The sequence below is a fragment of the Rhizorhabdus wittichii genome, from assembly GCF_017607425.1.
Taxonomy (GTDB): domain Bacteria; phylum Pseudomonadota; class Alphaproteobacteria; order Sphingomonadales; family Sphingomonadaceae; genus Rhizorhabdus; species Rhizorhabdus wittichii.
The window spans coordinates 1150935-1169880 of the sequence record NZ_CP059319.1; the positions used below are offsets into that span (position 1 = coordinate 1150935).

Annotated in this window: 20 protein-coding genes; 10 read left to right on the forward strand and 10 right to left on the reverse strand. The window is 69.0% G+C overall.

Features of this window, described 5'->3' with window-relative positions; genetic code table 11:
• Positions 1-19: 19 nt before the first annotated feature.
• Positions 20-1585, forward strand: coding sequence for a CpaF family protein (locus HRJ34_RS05595; protein WP_011951476.1), 1566 nt, complete (start codon positions 20-22; stop codon positions 1583-1585).
• Between the two features lie 9 nt (positions 1586-1594).
• Here HRJ34_RS05595 and HRJ34_RS05600 read toward each other — a convergent pair whose 3' ends face one another.
• A complete protein-coding gene (locus HRJ34_RS05600; protein ID WP_016747374.1) occupies positions 1595-1795 on the reverse strand; it encodes a hypothetical protein in 201 nt (66 codons plus the stop codon).
• 53 nt (positions 1796-1848) lie between these two features.
• On the opposite strand from HRJ34_RS05600, the gene HRJ34_RS05605 reads away from it, so the two are divergent.
• A complete protein-coding gene (locus HRJ34_RS05605; RefSeq protein WP_208633540.1) occupies positions 1849-2652 on the forward strand; it encodes a class I SAM-dependent methyltransferase in 804 nt (267 codons plus the stop codon).
• 139 nt (positions 2653-2791) lie between these two features.
• On the opposite strand, the gene phaR is transcribed toward HRJ34_RS05605, so the two are convergent.
• Complete coding sequence (phaR, locus tag HRJ34_RS05610; RefSeq protein ID WP_011951478.1) at positions 2792-3352, reverse strand: polyhydroxyalkanoate synthesis repressor PhaR; 561 nt, start codon at positions 3350-3352, stop codon at positions 2792-2794.
• Positions 3353-3372: 20 nt separating this feature from the next.
• Between phaR and HRJ34_RS05615 the strand changes: the two genes are divergently transcribed.
• The 3 genes from HRJ34_RS05615 (at position 3373) to HRJ34_RS05625 (ending at position 6220) form a co-directional block, all read left to right on the forward strand.
• Positions 3373-4440, forward strand: coding sequence for an alpha/beta hydrolase (locus tag HRJ34_RS05615; protein WP_208633541.1), 1068 nt, complete (start codon positions 3373-3375; stop codon positions 4438-4440).
• 89 nt (positions 4441-4529) lie between these two features.
• The gene (locus HRJ34_RS05620) at positions 4530-5702 is read left to right on the forward strand and encodes an acetyl-CoA C-acetyltransferase (RefSeq protein ID WP_011951480.1); all 1173 of its coding nucleotides are present in this window, start codon (positions 4530-4532) and stop codon (positions 5700-5702) included.
• Between the two features lie 128 nt (positions 5703-5830).
• Positions 5831-6220: a PilZ domain-containing protein gene (locus HRJ34_RS05625; RefSeq protein ID WP_011951481.1), complete on the forward strand. Its 390-nt coding sequence runs from the start codon at positions 5831-5833 to the stop codon at positions 6218-6220.
• Between the two features lie 21 nt (positions 6221-6241).
• Here HRJ34_RS05625 and HRJ34_RS05630 read toward each other — a convergent pair whose 3' ends face one another.
• Positions 6242-6397 carry a YdcH family protein gene (locus HRJ34_RS05630; protein WP_016747369.1) on the reverse strand — a complete coding sequence of 52 codons (156 nt, stop codon included), beginning with the start codon at positions 6395-6397 and terminating at the stop codon, positions 6242-6244.
• A gap of 219 nt (positions 6398-6616) precedes the next feature.
• Between HRJ34_RS05630 and HRJ34_RS05635 the strand changes: the two genes are divergently transcribed.
• Positions 6617-6814: a YdcH family protein gene (locus HRJ34_RS05635; protein WP_011951482.1), complete on the forward strand. Its 198-nt coding sequence runs from the start codon at positions 6617-6619 to the stop codon at positions 6812-6814.
• 242 nt (positions 6815-7056) lie between these two features.
• Here HRJ34_RS05635 and dksA read toward each other — a convergent pair whose 3' ends face one another.
• Together dksA and HRJ34_RS05645 are read right to left on the reverse strand one after the other, a co-directional pair.
• Positions 7057-7524, reverse strand: a complete 468-nt coding sequence (gene dksA, locus HRJ34_RS05640; protein ID WP_011951483.1) for an RNA polymerase-binding protein DksA — start codon at positions 7522-7524, stop codon at positions 7057-7059.
• A gap of 152 nt (positions 7525-7676) precedes the next feature.
• On the reverse strand, positions 7677-8183 hold the full coding sequence (locus tag HRJ34_RS05645) for a preprotein translocase subunit YajC (protein ID WP_016747368.1): 507 nt from the start codon (positions 8181-8183) through the stop codon (positions 7677-7679).
• A 236-nt stretch (positions 8184-8419) separates the two neighbouring features.
• Between HRJ34_RS05645 and serS the strand changes: the two genes are divergently transcribed.
• Genes serS through HRJ34_RS05660 form a run of 3 tightly spaced genes read left to right on the forward strand, consistent with a single transcriptional unit; the run spans position 8420 to position 11668 of the window.
• Positions 8420-9697, forward strand: coding sequence for a serine--tRNA ligase (gene serS / locus HRJ34_RS05650; RefSeq protein WP_208633542.1), 1278 nt, complete (start codon positions 8420-8422; stop codon positions 9695-9697).
• Positions 9694-10458 (forward strand): 5'/3'-nucleotidase SurE, encoded by a 765-nt coding sequence (gene surE, locus HRJ34_RS05655; protein WP_208633543.1) that lies wholly within the window; start codon positions 9694-9696, stop codon positions 10456-10458. The genes serS and surE overlap by 4 nt, the downstream gene beginning before the upstream one ends.
• 49 nt (positions 10459-10507) lie before the next feature.
• The gene (locus tag HRJ34_RS05660; protein ID WP_208633544.1) at positions 10508-11668 is read left to right on the forward strand and encodes a M23 family metallopeptidase; all 1161 of its coding nucleotides are present in this window, start codon (positions 10508-10510) and stop codon (positions 11666-11668) included.
• On the opposite strand, the gene HRJ34_RS05665 is transcribed toward HRJ34_RS05660, so the two are convergent.
• Entirely contained in the window at positions 11634-13379 is a 1746-nt protein-coding gene (locus HRJ34_RS05665) for a SulP family inorganic anion transporter (RefSeq protein WP_208633545.1), read from the reverse strand. The genes HRJ34_RS05660 and HRJ34_RS05665 overlap by 35 nt on opposite strands.
• The gene (locus tag HRJ34_RS05670) at positions 13376-13648 is read right to left on the reverse strand and encodes a helix-turn-helix domain-containing protein (protein ID WP_011951489.1); all 273 of its coding nucleotides are present in this window, start codon (positions 13646-13648) and stop codon (positions 13376-13378) included. The genes HRJ34_RS05665 and HRJ34_RS05670 overlap by 4 nt, the downstream gene beginning before the upstream one ends.
• A gap of 133 nt (positions 13649-13781) precedes the next feature.
• Here HRJ34_RS05670 and rimO point away from each other — a divergent pair, with 133 nt between their 5' ends.
• A complete protein-coding gene (gene rimO / locus HRJ34_RS05675) occupies positions 13782-15125 on the forward strand; it encodes a 30S ribosomal protein S12 methylthiotransferase RimO (protein WP_029549057.1) in 1344 nt (447 codons plus the stop codon).
• A 12-nt stretch (positions 15126-15137) separates the two neighbouring features.
• Here the strand turns inward: rimO and dgcA are convergent, their stop codons facing one another.
• Genes dgcA through HRJ34_RS05690 form a run of 3 tightly spaced genes read right to left on the reverse strand, consistent with a single transcriptional unit; the run spans position 15138 to position 18878 of the window.
• A complete protein-coding gene (gene dgcA, locus HRJ34_RS05680; RefSeq protein WP_208633546.1) occupies positions 15138-16136 on the reverse strand; it encodes an N-acetyl-D-Glu racemase DgcA in 999 nt (332 codons plus the stop codon).
• The gene (locus HRJ34_RS05685; RefSeq protein ID WP_226949059.1) at positions 16136-17665 is read right to left on the reverse strand and encodes a hypothetical protein; all 1530 of its coding nucleotides are present in this window, start codon (positions 17663-17665) and stop codon (positions 16136-16138) included. The genes dgcA and HRJ34_RS05685 overlap by 1 nt, the downstream gene beginning before the upstream one ends.
• Positions 17658-18878, reverse strand: coding sequence for a polyhydroxyalkanoate depolymerase (locus HRJ34_RS05690; protein ID WP_011951493.1), 1221 nt, complete (start codon positions 18876-18878; stop codon positions 17658-17660). The genes HRJ34_RS05685 and HRJ34_RS05690 overlap by 8 nt, the downstream gene beginning before the upstream one ends.
• Positions 18879-18946: the final 68 nt, after the last annotated feature.

An 18946-nucleotide genomic window follows, 5' to 3' on the forward strand; every position in this document is an offset into this window, starting at 1 on the left:
GCCGTCGGGGACTGATCGAATGAGTGCTTTCGGCAAGCGTGGAGCGATGACGCACGGGGCCAAGCCCGCCTTCGGCGTGGCGCGCCCGATGCACGTCGACAGCGCGCCCGGACCGCTGACCGGCGGGCTGCAATTCCCGTCGATCGACAGCGCCGCCTTCCCCGGCGCGGGCACCGATCCCTTCGCCGGCCTGCCGAGCTTCGACGATCCGATCGCGGTGAGCGAGGAGGACGTCGCGCTCCCCAAGCATGCCGACGCGATGGCGCGGCTGGCGATCCGCGAGGCCTCGTCGGGCGATGCCGGCCGCGCGCGGGTCGAGGGGTTCGAGGCGTCGATCCACAAGATCAAGGAACAGGTGCTTCCCCGCCTGCTCGAACGGGTCGATCCAGAGGCCGCCGCCTCGCTGAGCAAGGACGAGCTGGCCGAGGAGTTCCGCCCGATCATCGGCGAGGTGCTCGCCGAGCTGCGCATCACCCTCAACCGCCGCGAGCAGTTCGCGCTCGAAAAGGTGCTGATCGACGAGCTGCTCGGCCTCGGCCCGCTCGAGGAGCTGCTGAGCGACCCGTTGATCACCGACATCATGGTCAACGGTCCCGAGCAGACCTATGTCGAGCGCAAGGGCAAGCTCGAGCTCGCCAAGGTCACCTTCCGCGACGAGGAGCATCTGTTCCAGATCGCCCAGCGCATCGTCTCCAAGGTCGGCCGCCGGGTCGACCAGACCACGCCGCTGGCCGACGCGCGCCTGACCGACGGCAGCCGCGTCAACGTCATCGTCCCGCCGCTGTCGCTGCGCGGCACGGCGATCTCGATCCGCAAATTCTCGTCCAAGCCGATCACGCTCGACATGATGGCGCGCAGCGGATCGATGAGCGAGCAGATGGCGACGATGCTCAAGATCGCCGGGGCGAGCCGCTTCAACATCGTCATCTCGGGCGGCACCGGATCGGGCAAGACGACGATGCTCAACGCGCTGTCGAAGATGATCGACCCGGGCGAGCGCGTCGTCACCATCGAGGACGCGGCCGAGCTCCGGCTGCAGCAGCCGCACTGGCTGCCGCTCGAGACGCGGCCCGCCAATCTGGAAGGCCAGGGCGCGATCACGATCCGCGACCTCGTCGTCAACGCGCTGCGCATGCGGCCCGACCGCATCATCCTGGGCGAGATTCGCGGGCCGGAATGTTTCGACATGCTCGCCGCGATGAACACCGGTCATGACGGATCGATGTGCACCCTCCACTCCAACAGCCCGCGCGAGGCGCTGGCGCGCATGGAGAACATGGTGATGATGTCGGACATCAAGGTGCCCAAGGAGGCGATCTCGAAGCAGATCGCCGACTCGGTCGACCTGATCGTCCAGGTCAAGCGCCTGCGCGACGGATCGCGCCGCGTCACCAGCATCACCGAGGTGCTGGGCATGGAAGGGCCGGTGATCATCACCCAGGAACTGTTCAAGTTCGAATATCATGCCGAGGATTCGGAAGGCCGGATCATCGGCGAATTCGCGACCTCGGGCCTGCGCCCCTACACGATCGAGAAGGCGCGCCAGTTCGGCTTCGATCAGCCGCTGCTCGAAGCCTGCCTCTGAAACTCCGCCCTATTTATCGCCGATCCACCATGCGGCGAACAACGCCGTCATGATCAGCGCGAGCACCGTGACCAGCGGCCAGGGGACCCATCCGGTCCGTCCCGCCTGGCGATCGGCCTCGCGCCGGCGGTGGCGGCGCCAGTCGGCCGCGACGGACAGCACCGCCAGCGCGACGAAGAGAAGGGTCGGCCAAGCATAATCCGATTGCACCTTTGCGCCGCTCCGTCTTCATTACGCCGATGTTCCATATCGGGAGACCACCGGTGCGTTACCCGCTTTATGCCGCCCTCGCCATCGCCCTGATCGCGCCCGCCGCCATCGCCCCCGCAGCATCGGCCAGCGCCGCCAAGGCCGACCCCGCCGTCGCAAAGGCGATCGCGGACACAAGGCGCAGCGAGGCGAACCGCGCCCGCGACCAATATCGCCACCCGGCCGAGACGCTCGCCTTCTTCGACGTCCATCCGGGCCAGACGGTCGTCGAATTCTACCCCGGCGGTGGCTGGTACACCGAGATCCTGGCGCCAGTGCTGAAGGGCAATGGCAGCTATGTCGCGCTGGCCCCCGAGCGCGGGGTGACGAGCACCACCGCGATGCTGGAGCGCAACAAGGACTGGTTCGGCCCGGTGACGATCGCGGCGTTCAGCCCGACCACGCCGTCGACGATCGCGCCCGGCAGCGCCGACCGCGTGCTGACCTTCCGCAACGTCCACAACCTGATCATGGCCGGCGACGCCGTCGCCGCGAAGGCCTTCGCCGACTTCTACGCCGCGTTGAAGCCGGGCGGCATCCTCGGCGTCGCCGACCATCGCCTGCCCGAGGACCAGGACAGCGCGCTGGAGAAGAAGAGCGGCTATATCAAGCGCTCGACGATCATCCGCCTGGCGACCGCCGCGGGCTTCAAGCTGGCCGGCGAATCGGAGGTCAACGCCAATCCGAAGGACACGCACGACCATCCGGAAGGCGTCTGGACGCTGCCGCCGACCTACAAGCTGGGCGATGTCGACAAGGCGAAATATGCGGCGATCGGCGAGAGCGACCGACTGACGCTGAAATTCGTCAAGCCGTGACGTCGATTCAGTCCTAAGCCGTCATCCCGGCGAAAGCCGGGATCTCACTTCTCTTCATCCTTCGCGCCCAGGACAGGCGAAAAGGCAGGGAGATCCCGGCTTTCGCCGGGATGACCGCGGCCGGCTGACGCCGCCGCCGTCACTTGAGCTTGTTGATCTGCTCCTGCATCGCGGCGAGCTGGGCCTTGAGGGCCTCGACTTCGCTGCGCGGCGGGGTCTCGGCGGCGGGGGCGTCCTTGGCCGCGCCCTCGGGGCGCTGCGGTTTGAACGCGCTCGCGGCGGCCTCGAACATCTCCATGTTGCGCTTGGCCAGCTCGGCGAACGGGCCGCCGGCGAACGCGCCTTCCATCGCCTGGCGGAACTGGGTCTGGTTGCGGCGGAAGGCGTCCATCGACGCTTCGAGATATTGCGGCACCATCGACTGCATCGAATCGCCGTAGAGCGAGATGAGCTGGCGCAGGAAGCTCACCGGCAGCATCGTCTGGCCGCGGTTCTCCTCCTCCATGATGATCTGGGTGAGGACGTTATGGGTGATGTCCTCCTCGGTCTTGGCGTCGATCACCTTGAAATCGCGCCCCTCGCGCGTCATGGCGGCGAGATGGTCGAGGGTGATGTAGCTCGATGTTTCGGTATTATACAGCCGGCGATTGGCGTATTTCTTGATGATGACCGTACCCGAGCCGTCCGATGATTTCGCCATGATTCCCCACCTGCCGACCAATGCTGATGACTGACATAGCATCAAATCTTTCCGCGCCGCAACACAGGCCGCGGCCCTTGCCTCTGTTCCTGGACATGCTGCGCAACGAAACCGCGGAAGATTCCGCGCGGATGCGAGCCGCGCTGGCGGGCCTGCGCGCCTATCAGAACGCCCCCCGCCCCCCGCGCCCGCCCGAGGCCGCGGTGGTCGGCCGGATCGGCCGGGTCACGCTGCGCGGCCATGGCGCGGAAGGGCCGCCGGTGCTGTTCGTGCCCTCGCTCATCAACGGCTCCGAAATCCTTGATCTCAGCACTGAAAATTCGATGATGCGCGGGCTGGCGGCGCGCGGGCTCAATCCGGTGCTGCTCGACTGGGGCGTTCCCGGCGCCGACGAGGCGGACGTCGACGTCGGCGGCCATGTCGAGCGCTATATCCTGCCGGCGCTCGACCTGCTCGGCCCCGACGCCGCGCTGGCCGGCTATTGCCTGGGCGGAACGATGAGCATCGCGGCGGCGATGCTGCGCCCGCCCAGGGCGCTCGCGCTGATCGCCGCACCATGGGATTTCGGCGGATTTTCTTCGCAGACGCGGAACGACCTGCTCGAACTCTGGCGCAGCGCGGAACCGGTGGCGAGCCGCTTCGGCCTGTTGCCGGCCGAGGTGCTGCAGCAGATCTTCTGGCGGATCGATCCCTCCCGCACCATCGCCAAGTTCGAGCAATTCGCCGCCAAGGACGCCGCCAGCGCCGAGGGCCAGAACTATGTCGCGGTCGAGGACTGGGCCAATGACGGCCCGCCCCTGCCGCTCGCCGCCGGCCGCGAGCTGATGGAAGGCCTGATGTCGGGGAATGTCAGCGGCGCCGGCCGGTGGACCGTCGGCGGGCGCATCGTCGATCCCGCCGCGCTCTCCATCCCGCTGCTCAACATCCTGTCGACCACCGACCGCATCACCCCCGCCGCGAGCGCCTGGCGGGGCGGCGAACGGATCGCGCTGGACGAAGGGCATGTCGGCATGGTGGTCGGGCGGCGCGCGCCGGGATCGCTGTGGAACCATCTTTCCACATGGCTTTCGCATCTGCGGAATAGCTGATAGTCCCCACGCCGGAAAAACCAGCGCGTGAGTCGATGAAATCGGCCTCTTGAGCCGTTCGCACACGCGAAACGAAGGCAGGAGCGACTATGACTGACATCGTGATCACCGGCGCCAAGCGTACCCCCGTCGGCAGCTTCCTGGGCGCGTTCGCGACCACCCCGGCGCATGAGCTGGGCCGCGTGGCGATCGAGGCTGCGCTCGCCCAGGCGGGCGTCGCGGCGGCCGAGGTGCAGGAGGCCGTGCTCGGCCAGGTGCTGACCGCCGGCCAGGGCCAGAACCCGGCGCGCCAGGCCGCGATCAACGCGGGCATCCCCAAGGAGGCGACCGCTTTCGGCGTCAACCAGGTCTGCGGCTCCGGCCTGCGCGCCGTCGCCCTCGCCGCCCAGTCGATCCGCTGCGGCGACGCGCGGGTGGTGGTCGCCGGCGGCCAGGAGAGCATGTCGCTGTCGATGCACGCGCAGAATCTGCGCGGCGGCTTCAAGATGGGCAACGCCTCGCTGGTCGACACCATGATCCTTGACGGCCTGACCGACGCCTTCAACGGTTATCATATGGGCATCACCGCCGAGAATCTGGCGGAGAAGTACCAGATCGGCCGCGCCGAGCAGGACGCCTTCGCCGTCGCCAGCCAGAACAAGGCCGAAGCCGCGCAGGCCGCCGGCCGCTTCGACGACGAGATCGCCGCCGTCACCGTCAAGGGCCGCAAGGGCGACACCATCGTGGCGCGCGACGAATATATCCGCGCCGGCGCGACGATCGAGGCGATGTCCGCGCTCAAGCCCGCCTTCAAGAAGGACGGCACCGTCACCGCCGCCAACGCCAGCGGCATCAACGACGGCGGCGCCGCGCTGGTGCTGATGTCGGCGGAGGACGCCGCCAAGCGCAGCGCCCCCGTGCTCGGCCGGATCGCGAGCTGGGCGACCTGCGGCGTCGACCCGTCGATCATGGGAATCGGCCCGGCGCCGGCGTCGAAGCTGGCGCTCGAAAAGGCCGGCTGGACGATCGCCGACCTCGACCTGATCGAAGCCAATGAGGCGTTCGCGGCGCAGGCTCTGGCGGTCGGCAAGGAGCTCGGCTGGAACGCCGACATCGTCAACGTCAATGGCGGCGCGATCGCGATCGGCCACCCGATCGGCGCCTCCGGCGCGCGCGTGCTGACCACGCTGATCTACGAAATGGCGAAGCGCGACGCGAAGAAGGGCCTCGTCACCCTGTGCATCGGCGGCGGCATGGGTATCGCCATGTGCATCGAACGCTGATCGACACCGTCGCGCCCGCCTTTCCCGGCCTCGGGGAAGGTGGGCCGCGGCCTTTTCGCTTCCCGTCTTAACTCCCCATAAACCGCCGAAAGGCTAATGGTCCCGCTGGATTCCAACAGGGGACGAGCATGGCCGACATCGCCGGAGAGGCGCCGCCGCAACCGGGCAACCGCCTGCGCAAGCGCGACAGCCTGCTGCTGATGGGCACGATCAAGGCCGCGGGCGACTATGCCCGCGACACGCAGCCGATCCGCATCCGCAACCTGTCGTCGACCGGCCTGATGGCCGATTCGAAGGTCGAATATGACGTCGGCGCGCATGTCGAGATCGGCCTGCGCGGCATCGGCCTGGTCCAGGGCGAGATCGTCTGGGTCCGCAACGGGCGGATGGGGATCACCTTCGACGAGACGATCGATCCCAAGCGCGCGCGGCTACCCGTGACCGCCGGGTCGGACGATCATCTCCGCAAGGTCATCGATATGGGAAGGGTCCGCAGGCCTGGATTGAGGATCGATTGATCCTCAATCCCCTGCGTGGCTTTAAAGGCGGGCAAGCGCCTCTTTAATTCGAAGCTTCTGCTTCTTCAGTTCGCTGATCAGCACCATGTCCGGTGCCGGCCTGCGGCTCTCCACGGCGATCCGGGCTTCGATCCCGGCGTGCTTGGCGAGCATTGCGGACGAATGGGTAGTCGACATCTAGACTGTCTCCTTTCACTCCGACTGGGCCGACCAATAGATCATGATTCGCCCCGTCTGTCTCGCCCAAAAAAAGCCTTGGACCGACACCGGGCACGATTGGCCGTTACCCGCGAGAAACAGCCCTTCACCTCCTCCGCTCGGCGGCTGACGGGGTTGAGCCGAAGCCCCCTGTGCCGCTAGAATCGGCGCAGCATTGCAGGGCTTGGAGCGAGTCGGTTGGACAGCGAGGTCATTACGCGACGTATCCAGGTTCTCCGCCAGGAGCATGGCGATCTGGAAGCAGCGATCGAGGCGCTGCAGACGGCCCCCGCCGTCGACCAGCTCCAGCTCGCCCGAATCAAGAAGCGCAAGCTGCGGATCAAGGACGAGATCTCCCAGCTCGAGGACCTGCTGATCCCGGATATCATCGCGTAGTTTGTTGGGCCTCAGGCGCCGGCGCGGGCATCCGCCCGCTTGGCTTTCCTCGCATAAGCTCGGGCGGCCGTTCGGCCTTGCGGGACGCTTCGCGTCCCGTTTCATTCCCTTAATCGTCATGCCAGCGAAGGCTGGCATCCATGTCTGTTGTCTTCTCAGATGCCGTCTGGCTGATGAGAGACATGGACCCCAGCCTGCGCTGGCATGACGCCTTGAAAAGGAAGCAATAAAAAAGCCGGGCTCTATTCTTCCCGGCTGACCTTCTCGTTGCGCTCGTGGCGCTCCTGGGCTTCGACCGTCATCGTCGCGATCGGGCGGGCTTCGAGGCGGCCCAGCGAGATCGGCTCGCCGGTCACTTCGCAATAGCCATATTCGCCTTCCTCGATCCGGCGCAGCGCGGCGTCGATCTTCGAGATCAGCTTGCGCTGGCGATCGCGGGTCCGGAGCTCGATCGACCAGTCCGTCTCGCTCGACGCGCGGTCGGTGAGGTCGGGCTCGCGCAGCGAATCGATCTGGAGCTGTTGCAGCGTTCCCGCCGACTCCTTGAGGATGGAGTCCTTCCAGAGGAGGAGCTTCGCCTTGAAATAGGCGAGCTGCCGATCGTTCATGAAGGGCTCGTCAGGCGAAGGCCTGTATCCGTCGTCCAGTTCCACCGTAGACACGTTCACCGGTTCCCGACCATCCATACGCCCACTCAGCGACGATGCCATTCGACTCTCCGCTTTCGTCCGTCCACCCCTTGTCGGCCAATTGACCTGACGCCATGGACGGCCCGCCGCGCCTATAGACAGCACAACGCCCGCACACAAGCCGACAGGCTGTGCGCGGGCGCAGATTTTTGGGGATTATCCGTGTGGTGGACTCAGCCGGCCGGCGGCGTGGTCGACTTGACCGCGGCTTCGAGCTGGGCCTGGGTCATTCCGATCACCGGCCCGTTCGGCCCCTGGGCGATCGCATTCTTGGGCAGCTTGGCCTTGGCGTTCGGCGTGGCGATCGTCACCATGTCGCCCTCGACCGCCTCGATCGTGCCGACCGCGCCGCCGCTCTGGTCGGTGACGGCGACGCCGGGCGCCAGCGACGCCAGGAACTGCTCCTGCTGCTGTTGCGAGGCGCCCTTGGCGGCGGCCTCCAGCTCGTCCTTGGTCATGCCGATCAGCAGGCCCTTGTCGCTCTGGGCGAAGGCCGAGGTGGGAACGCTGGCCTTGATCGCGCCGGTGTCGATGACGGCGACGTCGCCGTTCACCGATGCGATGGTGCCGACGGCCCCGCCCTTCGCGTCCGAAACGCTCGCACCCTGCGTCACGTTGACCTTCGCGGCGGCGGCCGGGGCGGCCTCCTGGGCAAAGGCCGGGCCGGCGGCGATCGTCATCAGGGCAGTGGCAAGAAAGGCAGCTCGCAAAGTCACATCCATACTCCTCGCTATGGGTAAGGGGATTCCACCTATTGACGCCCGGATGGAGCCGCCTGTTCCACCCTTTTTCGGTCAGCCGACCCGCTGGCGGGGCGAAACGACCTGATGTCCCCGGCCCGCCTCGCCCCGTTTCCGCCGCGCGCGGGTTCGCGCGGGCGGTTGCGCGCAACGGGCTTCGGCGCCATAGGCGGGCCATGCACGACATCCGCCTGATCCGCGAAGATCCCGCCGCCTTCGATGCCGCCATCGCCCGCCGGGGAGCCGAGTCGGCATCGTCGCGACTGCTCGCGCTCGACGAGCGCCGCCGCGCGATCGCGACCGAATTGCAGGCCGCGCAGACCCGCCGCAACGAGGCGTCGAAGGCGATCGGCCAGGCCAAGGCGCAGAAGGACGAAGCGACCGCATCCGCGCTGATGGCCGAGGTCGCGGCGCTCAAGGAGCGCATGCCCGCGCTGGAGGCCGAGGGCGCCGAGGTCGAGGCCGCGCTCGACGCCACGCTCGCCGCGATCCCCAACCTGCCCGCCGCCGACGTTCCCGATGGCGCCGACGAGCAGGACAATGCCGAGCAGCACCGCTGGGGCACCCCGCCCGCCTTCGCCTTCGAGGCGCGCGAGCATGCCGATTTCGCCGGTCCGCTGGGCCTCGACTTCGAGGCGGCCGCCGCGATCTCCGGCGCGCGCTTCGCGGTGCTCAAGGGCGGCATCGCCCGGCTGCAGCGCGCGCTCGGCGCGTTCATGCTCGACCGGCAGACCGCCGCCGGCTTCACCGAGGTTATCCCGCCGCTGCTGGTCCGCGACGAAGCGGTGTTCGGCACCGGCCAGCTCCCGAAGTTCGCCGAGGACCTGTTTCGCACCACCGACGGCCGCTGGCTGATCCCGACCGCCGAGGTCAGCCTGACCAACCTGGTCCGCGAGCAGATAGTGGCCGAGGCCGAACTGCCGATGAAGATGACCGCGCTCACCCCCTGCTTCCGTTCCGAGGCAGGTGCTGCGGGCCGCGACACGCGTGGGCTGATCCGCCAGCACCAGTTCGAGAAGGTCGAGCTGGTCGCGATCACCACGCCCGAACAGTCCGACGCGGTCCACGAGGCGATGACCAAGGCGGCCGAGGCGATCCTGGAGGCGCTCGGCCTGCCCTATCGCCGCGTCCTGCTCTGCACCGGCGACATGGGCTTCACCGCGCGCAAGACCTTCGACCTGGAGGTCTGGCTGCCGGGCCAGGGCTGCTATCGCGAGATCAGCAGCGTCTCCAACTGCGGCGACTTCCAGGCGCGCCGGATGAACGCGCGCTATCGCCCGGCCGGCGAGAGCAAGGGCACCCGCTTCGTCCACACCCTCAACGGATCGGGCCTCGCGGTCGGCCGCACCCTCGTCGCGGTGCTGGAGAATTACCAGCAGGCCGACGGATCGGTGACGATCCCCGAGGCGCTCGTCCCCTATATGGGCGGGATCGCCGAGCTGCGCCCGGCATGAGGATACTCCTCACCAATGACGACGGCATCCATGCGCCGGGCATGGCCGTGCTCGAACGCATCGCCCGCGCCTTGTCCGACGACATCACCATCGTCGCGCCGAACAGCGAGCGTTCGGGCGCGGGCCGGTCGCTGACCCTGACCCGACCGCTCCGCCTGCGCCAGCTCGGCGAGAAGCGCTTCGCCGTCGCGGGCACGCCGACCGACGCGGTGATGATGGCGCTGGCGCGGGTCATGAAGGACGCGCCGCCCGAGCTGATCCTGTCGGGCGTCAACCGCGGCGCCAACCTGGGCGAGGACGTCAGCTATTCGGGCACCGTCTCGGCGGCGATGGAAGGCGCGCTCGCCGGCATCCCGTCGATCGCGCTGAGCCAGGTCTATGCCCGCGAGGGCGCCGGCCCGAACGTCAGCTTCGCGGCGGCCGAGGCGTGGGGCGAGAAGGTGCTGCGCCCGCTGCTCGACGCGCCCTGGGCGCCGCGCAGCCTGTACAACGTCAACTTCCCGGCGCGCGAGCCGGAGCAGGTGCTCGGCATCCGCGTGGTTCCCCAGGGCTTGCGCGACTATGGCCAGACCGAAATCCTCCAGCGCACCGACCCGCGCGGCTTCGACTATTACTGGATCAAGCTCGCCGGCATGCCCAGCACCCCGGCGCACAGCACCGACCTGGAAGCGGCCGCCGACGGCTGGGTGACGGTGACCCCGCTCCATTGCGACATGACCAACCATGCCGCGCTGGCCGCGACGACGGCGCTCTACCGCTGATCGAAGCGAGCGGGGTGGCATCGTCGGCCAAGGCTGCTAACAGGGCGGCATGGCTCCGCTGATCCGACGCTCGACGCCCGCCCTCCTGGTCATGCTGCTGGCCACCGCGTGCATTCCGGCGCCGGACCGTCCCGCGCCCAGCCAGCGCCCGGCGCCCCTCACGCCGCCGAGAGGCGACGCCGCCCAGGCAAGCCGCCGCGCACGACGAAACGAACCACGACGCCGACTCCGCGCCCACCCCGGCGCCGCAACCCCCGGCCCCTCACCCCGCCGCCGCCGGCGGTCTCTCAACGGCATCGCCGCCGCCGCCGCCCGCCAGCAGGTCCGCACGGTGACGCCGAGCGGCGGTCGGGTCGCCGCCCAGACCTATGTCGTGAAGTCCGGCGACACGCTGCGCGGCATTTCCGACAAGACCGGCGCCGCGTCCGAGGCGATCGCGCGGATCAACCGGATCGAGCCGCCGTTCAAGATATTGGTCGGCCAGAAGCTCAAGATTCCCGGCGGCCGCTATCACAAGGTCGGCAAGGGCGAGACCGGCATCGCCATCGCCCGCGCCTATGGCGTCGAATGGAAGCGGATCGCCGAGATCAACGACCTGGAGGAGCCCTATATCCTGCGCGACGGCCAGCGGCTGCTGCTGCCCAGCCAGCACGAAGTCGCCAGCATGTCGGCCGACGAGCGCGCCGCCGCCTTCCGCGTCGACATCGAGGACCTGATCTCGGGCTCCGAGCCCGCGCTCGCCACCAGCGAGCAGCCGGCGCCGCCGGTCCCGACCGCCGCCAAGCCGGTCGCCCCGACCGTCGCGGTGGCGGAGCCGTCACGCTTCGACGGGCGCTTCGCCTGGCCGGTGCGCGGCCCCGTGCTGCGCGGCTTCGGCCGCTATTCGAGCGGGCAGATCAACCAGGGCATCAACATCGGCACCCCGCGCGGAACGCCGATCGCCGCCGCCGCCGACGGCGTGGTCGCCTATGTCGGCCAGGACATCCCCGCATATGGCACGCTGGTCCTGCTGCGGCATGGCGACGGCTGGATCAGCGCCTATGGCTATGCCGACAGCATCACCGTGACGCGCGGGCAGAAAGTGGTGAAGGGCCAGACGATCGCGAAGAGCGGATCGAGCCCCTATACGCCCGAACCGCAGCTCCATTTCGAGATCCGCAGCGGGCTGAAGCCGGTCAATCCGCTGAGCTATCTGCCGTCGCGGAGCTGACCCCCGCCGCCATCGTCCTACGCGCCGCCGCGACGGCGGCCTCGATCGTCGCCTTGAAGCGCGCATGGGGCGGACGGACGCCGTGCGCGAACAGCACGCGGCGGATCGCGGGGCGCGTACCGGTCAGGTAGAGCAAGGCGTCCTGCCGCGCCGCCTTGCGCGCCAGCCCGGCGATCGTCGCAGCCGCGGTCGAATCGAGCAGCGGCACGTCCGAGAAGTCGACGACATAGGCCCGGGGCTGGCCGCCGCCGACGCCGTCGAGCGCCGCCCCGACGGTCGCCGCAGCGCCGAAGAAGAAGGCGCCCGATATCCGGCAGACCATGATCGACGGATCGGCCGAGAGCGCCGCGTCGTAGCGGGGGCGATCGCCGTCCGCCGTCCCGTCATCGGCGACGTCGGCCGCCACGACCGGGCGGCCGCTCTCGACCTCGACGGCCTGCGCCATGCGGTGGAGGAACAGCAGCGCGCCCAGCCCGAAGCCGACCAGGATGCCGGTGGTGAGATCGCGGAAGACGACGAACAGGAAGGTCGCGACCAGCACCACCGCATCGCCGCGCGAAGCGCGCAGCAGCGTCGCGAATTCATGCTTCTCGGCCATGTTCCAGCAGACCATGGCGAGCACGGCGGCGAGCGCGGCTAGAGGGATGAAGCTGGCGAGCGGCGCCGCCACGAGCATCATCAGCAGCAGGAACAGCGAATGGAGCATGCCCGCCACCGGCCCGCGCGCGCCGGCCCGGACATTGGTCGCGGTACGGGCGATCGTGCCGGTGACGCAGATACCGCCGAACAGCGACGAGCCGACATTGGCGAAGCCCTGCGCCACCAGTTCGGCATTGGAGCGGTGGCGGCGGCCGGTCATGCTGTCGGCGACGACCGCCGACAACAGGCTCTCGATGCTGCCGAGCAGCGCGAAGGACAGCGCCGCCGGCAGCAGCGCGACGATCCGGTCGGGCGAGACGTCGGGCAGGTGCGGCACGGGCAGCGACCGGGGAATGCCGCCGAAGCGCGTCCCGATCGTCTCGACCGGCAGCGAAAGCAGCGCGCCGAGAACGCTGGCGACGGCGATCGCGATGATGAAGGCGGGCCAGTTCGGCCGGAACCGCCGGACCGCGATGATGATCGCCAGCGAGAGCAGCGCGACCGTCACCGCCGCTCCGTTGATGGTCGGCAGCGCCGCGCGCAGCGCCGCGAGCTTGGGCAGGATCGCGGCCGGCTCGGGCCCCGCCAGGGTCAGGCCCATCAGCTCCTTGAGCTGGCTCGCGAAGATCACCACCGCGATCCCTGAGGTGAAGCCGACGGTCACCGGATAGGGGATATATTTGATGAAGGTGCCGAGCCGCAGGAAGCCGATGGCGAGCAGCATCAGTCCGGCCAGGAAGGTGGCGAGGATCAGCCCGTCGACGCCGTGTTTCGCCACCGTCGCGGCGACCAGGACGATGAAGGCGCCCGCCGGCCCGCCGATCTGGAAGCGGCTCCCGCCCAGCGCCGAGACGATGAAGCCGCCGACGATCGCGGTATAGAGCCCGCGATCGGGCGTCACGCCGGAGGCGATCGCGATCGCCATCGACAGCGGCAGTGCGACGATCGCGACGGTGAAGCCGGCGAGCGCGTCGGCCCTGAGGTCGGCTAGGCCGTAGCGGTCGCGCAATATGGTGACGAGCTTCGGGGTGAACAGCTCGACGAAGCCGGGTCGGCGCGCCCGCGCGGTCATGATCCGGCGCCGGCCGGCCCGGGGGCCTGCTTCAACCGCACGCCGCGCCCCTGCCCGGTGCTCGGCGCGTTGTTGCCGATCAGCTCGACGCCGGCCGCGTCGAACGCCTCGACGATCTTGGTCAGCGTGTCGATCACGCCCCGGACCGTCCCCTCGCTCGCCTCCATCCGCTGGATGGTCGGCAGCGACACGCCGGACATTTCGGCGAGCTGGCGCTGGTCGATTCCCAAAAGGGCCCTGGCGGCCCGCATCTGCGCGGCGGTGATCATCGCTCCACCTCTCTGAACTCTTCCATATCATATGGTAAGATTGATGTATAGAACATCATTCATGGTGGTTCAAACGCCAGCGTGAAGCTGAGCCTCGCAATTTCCCGCAAAAGTCCCTATGTGCGCGCCACCCATGGCAATCGAACTCCCCTCCCCGCCGAAGATCGGCATGGTTTCGCTTGGCTGTCCCAAGAACCTGGTCGACAGCGAACGCATCCTGACCAAGCTGCGGTCGGACGGCTACGGCCTGTCGCCCGACTATGCCGGCGCCGACGTCGTCCTCGTCAACACCTGCGGCTTCCTCGACAGCGCCAAGGAGGAGAGCCTGGAGGCGATCGGCGAGGCGATTGCCGAGAATGGCCGGGTCATCGTCACCGGCTGCATGGGCGACGAGGCGGAGGCGATCCGCGCGCGCTTCCCCAAGGTGCTGGCGATCACCGGCGCGCACCAATATGAGGAGGTGGTCGGCGCGGTCCACGACGCGGCGCCGGTCCCGCCCTCGCCCTATGTCGACCTGGTGCCCGAGGCGGGGCTCAAGCTCACCCCGCGCCACTACAGCTATCTGAAGATCTCCGAGGGCTGCAATCACCGGTGCAGCTTCTGCATCATCCCGTCGATCCGCGGCGACCTGGTCAGCCGCCGGCCCGACGCGATCCTGCGCGAGGCGGAGAAGCTGGTCGCGGCGGGCACGCGCGAGCTGCTCGTGATCAGCCAGGACACCTCGGCCTACGGCCTCGACCTCAGGCACAAGGCCTTCCCGCTGAAGGGCGGCGGCGAGGTCCGCGCGCACATGACCGACCTCGCCCGCGAACTGGGCAAGCTCGGCGCCTGGGTGCGGCTCCATTATGTCTACCCCTATCCGCATGTCGACCATGTCATCCCGCTGATGGCCGAGGGGCTGATCACCCCCTATCTCGACATCCCGTTCCAGCATGCCAGCCCGCCGGTGCTGAAGGCGATGAAGCGCCCGGCCAACGAGGCGAAGGTGCTCGAACGGATCGCCGGCTGGCGCGCGATCTGCCCCGACATCGCGATCCGTTCGACCTTCGTAGTCGGCTTCCCCGGCGAGACCGAGGCGGATTTCCAATATCTGCTCGACTGGCTCGACGAGGCGCAGCTCGACCGGGTCGGCGCCTTCCGCTTCGAGCCGGTGGCCGGCGCCCCCGCCAACGACCTGCCCGGCGCGGTGCCCGAAGAGGTCAAGGAGGAGCGCTACGCCCGGATCATGGCGAAGACCGCCGCGATCTCGGCCGCCAAGCTCGCCGCCAAGGTCGGCCGGACGCTCGACGTGATCATCGACGCGGTCGACGATGAAGGCGGCGCCACCGGCCGATCGCAGGCCGACGCGCCCGAGATCGACGGCGAGGTCCATCTGCGCGACGCGGGCGGGCTCGAGCCCGGCGCCATCGTCGCGGTCGAGATCGAGGATGCCGACGAGCATGACCTGTTCGGCGTCCCGGTGGCTGCGGCGCGTTAGACCGGTTCCGCGTCAGCCCCAGAGGCTGGGCCGGGCCGGATAGGCCACCCCGCGATCGAAGCGGACTGGATCGTCGCGGTCGGCGGCGAGGAGCAGCGGGCCGTCGATGTCGACCCAGCGGGCCTGCTGCGCGGCGAGGATCGCGGGCGCGATGCCGAGCGAGGTCGACAGCATGCAGCCGACCATCAGCTCCAGCCCCATCGACCGCGCCTCGGCGGCCAGCGCGAGCGCCTCGGTCAGCCCGCCCGCCTTGTCGAGCTTGATGTTGATCGCCTGGTAGCGCCCGGCGCAGCGCGCGAGATCGGCGCGGTCCTGGCAGCTTTCGTCGGCGCAGAGCGGGATCGGCGAGCGCAGGCCGTCGAGGAGACAGTCCTCGCCGGCCCGGACCGGCTGCTCGATCAGCTCGACGCCATAGGGCAGCAGCGCCGCCGCCTCGGCGACCACGTCGCGCCCCGTCCAGCCTTCATTGGCGTCGACGATCAGCCGCGCTTCGGGGGCGCCCCGGCGGACCGCCGCGACGCGGTCGATGTCGCCCTCCCCCGCCAGCTTGAGCTTGAGCAGCGGATAGACCAGCGCGGCCGCGCGCGCGTCGGCCTCCATCCGATCGGGCTCGCCGAGCGAGATGGTGAAGGCCGATTGCACCGGCATCGGTTCCGCCAGGCCCGCCAGCGACCAGGCCGGGCGGCCCGTCCGCTTCGCGTCCAGGTCCCACAGCGCGGCATCGATCGCGTTGCGCGCGGCCCCGCGCGGCATCGCGCGCAGCAGATCGTCGCGGCCGATGCCCTCGGCGATCGCGTCCGCCATCGCCTCGGCCTGCGCCCGCACGCTTTCGGCGCTCTCGCCATGATAATAGATCGCGGTGGCCTCGCCCCGGCCGCGATAGCCGGCCTCGGATATCTCGACCACGACCACGTCGACCCGCGTCTTCGCGCCGCGCGCGATCACGAAGCTGCCGGCCACCGGCCAGGTCTCGATCCGCGCGACGAGCCGCCGCCCCTCGGCCGTCGGCATCAGGTGAGGTTTTCCCCCGCGGCCGGGCGGCGCGGTATCTCGCGCGGCTTGGCGCCGGGCCAATAGGCGCGCGGCAATATCCGCCCGCGTTTCTCGAACGCGGCCTTGATCGCCGGGCGGGCGAGGAAGGCGGTCCACAGGTCGCGCAGCCGCGACGGCCCCGCCCCCCAGATCGAGCCTTCAGGCTGGAATTGATAGATCAGCTCGGTCCCGGCGTCCTTGTCGGCGAAGGCCTTGAGCGCGAACTCGCTCGCCTCGGCGTCGCGCTTCGCGCAGAGCAGCGACTCGATCAGCGCGGCATGGTTCTCGCCGAAGCGCGGCTTCAGCCGGTCGATCGCCGCGCCCGCCTCGGCGGTACGGCCGAGCGCGCTCAGCGCGCAGATCTCGGTCCGGTCGACCCAGCGCATGCCGAAGCCGTTGATCACGCTCGCGCCCCGGTCGCGCACCGCGCGCGCCGTCTCCAGCGCCCGGGCCGACTGGCCGGTCTCGTCGAGGAACTCGGGATAGGTGATCAGCGCGGTGACGATCTCGGGCGACCTAGCCGGATCGAGCGTCATGAACGGCGCCAGCACGCGATCGGCCTCGGCGGTGCGGCCGAGGACGGCGAGCGCGCGGGCCCGCATCAGCACGGTCTGCACCTCGTCCCGGCTCATCCCTTCCCTGACCGCGACGTCGTCGGTCATGTCGATCAGGTCGGGGTAGCGGCCGAGCAGCAGCATCGCGTTCGCGGCGTCGCGCAACGCCGTGTCGGACGTCGGCATGTCGACATAGGTCCCGAGCTTGTCGCGCGCGAAATTGTCGACCGAGAGGCCGCCGGCCGGCCCGAGCCGCGATTCGACCGCGCGCCAGATCGGAGCGTAATGGCGGTCGACGAGCATCGAACTCAGCAACTCGGGCTGCTCGATCCGTTCGAGCAGGCCCTCGGCCTCGTCGGGCTGGCCTTCGTCGAGCAGCGCGCTGATCGCCCCTTCCGCGAAACCGGTCCGCAGCTCGGGGATGTCGGACGGCTCCCAGTCGGCGCGCGCCAGCGCGATCATCATCCGGTTGCGGACCGCGAGCGCGTTGCTCTGCTGGAGCCGTGTCGAGATTTCGCGGACCGCCGCGCCGGTCAGGATGTTGAGCGACGAGGGCGAGGATGCAGCGAGCGTCGCGAGCTGGTCGGCGGCGTCGGCGAAGCGCTCCTCGCCCAGCGCGATGATCACGCCGAACGCGCGGACCGTGCCGTCGCGCGGCATCGCCACGGTCAGCTCGTGCTGGACTTCGGCCAGTTCCTCGAACCGCCCCTCGCGGCCGAGGCAGATCAGCCGCAGCCGCTGGATCAAGGTGCGCTGGTCGCCCTGGGCGAGGCCCGGAACCAGCGGATCGAGCGCCCCGAGCACGCCGGCGCAATCGTCCGCCGCCGCGGCCTGCTGGGCCCGGCCGATCGCCTCCTGCCGCGCCGTATCGGCCGGAAGGTTCTGCGCGCGGATCGGGTACGCGACGGCGAGCGCCAGCGCGAGGGCGGGAAGGAGACGGACGCTCCTACCCATCATGCGCCGCGATCCAGTCGTCCACGACCGGGGCGATCTTCTCGCGCCAGCGCCGGCCGTTGAAGATGCCGTAATGGCCGACCCGCTCGGCGAGCAGATATTTCTTCTTCTTCGCGGGCAGCGAAGTCGCGAGCGTCAGCGCCGCCTTGGTCTGGCCAATCCCCGAGATATCGTCGCGCTCGCCCTCGATCGCCAGCAGGCCGATATCCTTGATCGCTCCGGGATCGACCGGCCGGCCGCGATGCAGGAACTCGCCCCTGGGCAACAGGTGGCGCTGGAACACCTGGTCGATCGTCTGGAGATAGAATTCCGAGGTCATGTCGCAGACCGAACGATATTCGTCATAGAAGGCCTTGGTCGAATCCGCGCCCTCCTCGTCGCCTTCGACGAGATGCTTGAACATGCTCCAATGGCTGACGAGATGGTTGCCCAGGTTCATCGCCATGAAGCCGGTGAGCTGGAGGAAGCCCGGATAGACCCGGCGGCCGCTGCCCGGATAATAGACCGGCACGGTGTGGATGACGTTCTGCTCGAACCAGGCGAGCGGGCGCTGGGTGGCGACGGTGTTGACCGCGGTCGGCGCCTCGCGCGTGTCGACCGGGCCGCCCATCATGGTGAGCGTCTTCGGACGGCAGGGATGGTTGTCCGCCGCCATCAGCGCCGCGGCGGCATAGGCCGGGACCGAAGGCTGGCACACCGCCAGCATGTGCGTGCCGGGCCCGAGCTTCTCGAGGAACTCGACCAGATAGTCGATATAGTCGTCGAGATCGAAGCGCCCCTCCTCGAGCGGGACGAGCCGTGCGTCGCGCCAGTCGGTGATATAGACGTCGTGGCGCGGCAGCAGCCGCTCGACCGTGCCGCGCAGCAGCGTCGCATAATGGCCCGACATCGGCGCGACGACGAGCAGCTTGGGCTGCCCGGTGATGCCGCGGCGGCGGAAGCGCTTGAGCTGGCCGAACGGCTTGCGGAGGATGATCTCCTCGGTGACGGCGACCTTGCGGCCGTCGACCTCGACCTGGGTGAAGCCGAAATCAGGCTTGCCGCGCGAGGCGGAGGCATGGGCGAACACGTCGAGCCCCGACGCCATCATCGGCGCCATATTGCTGTAGGACATCGGATTCAGCGGATTCTGGAGCCACTGGGCGCCCAGATTGGCCCAGGCGCTGGCCGCGGACAGCATGGTGCGCTGGAACTCATAAGCGTCGTACAGCATGCATTTCTCCGGAGGGATGCGTAGGACCCCTGATCTCGCCAATGTAAGGATAGCCGAAGCATATTGCC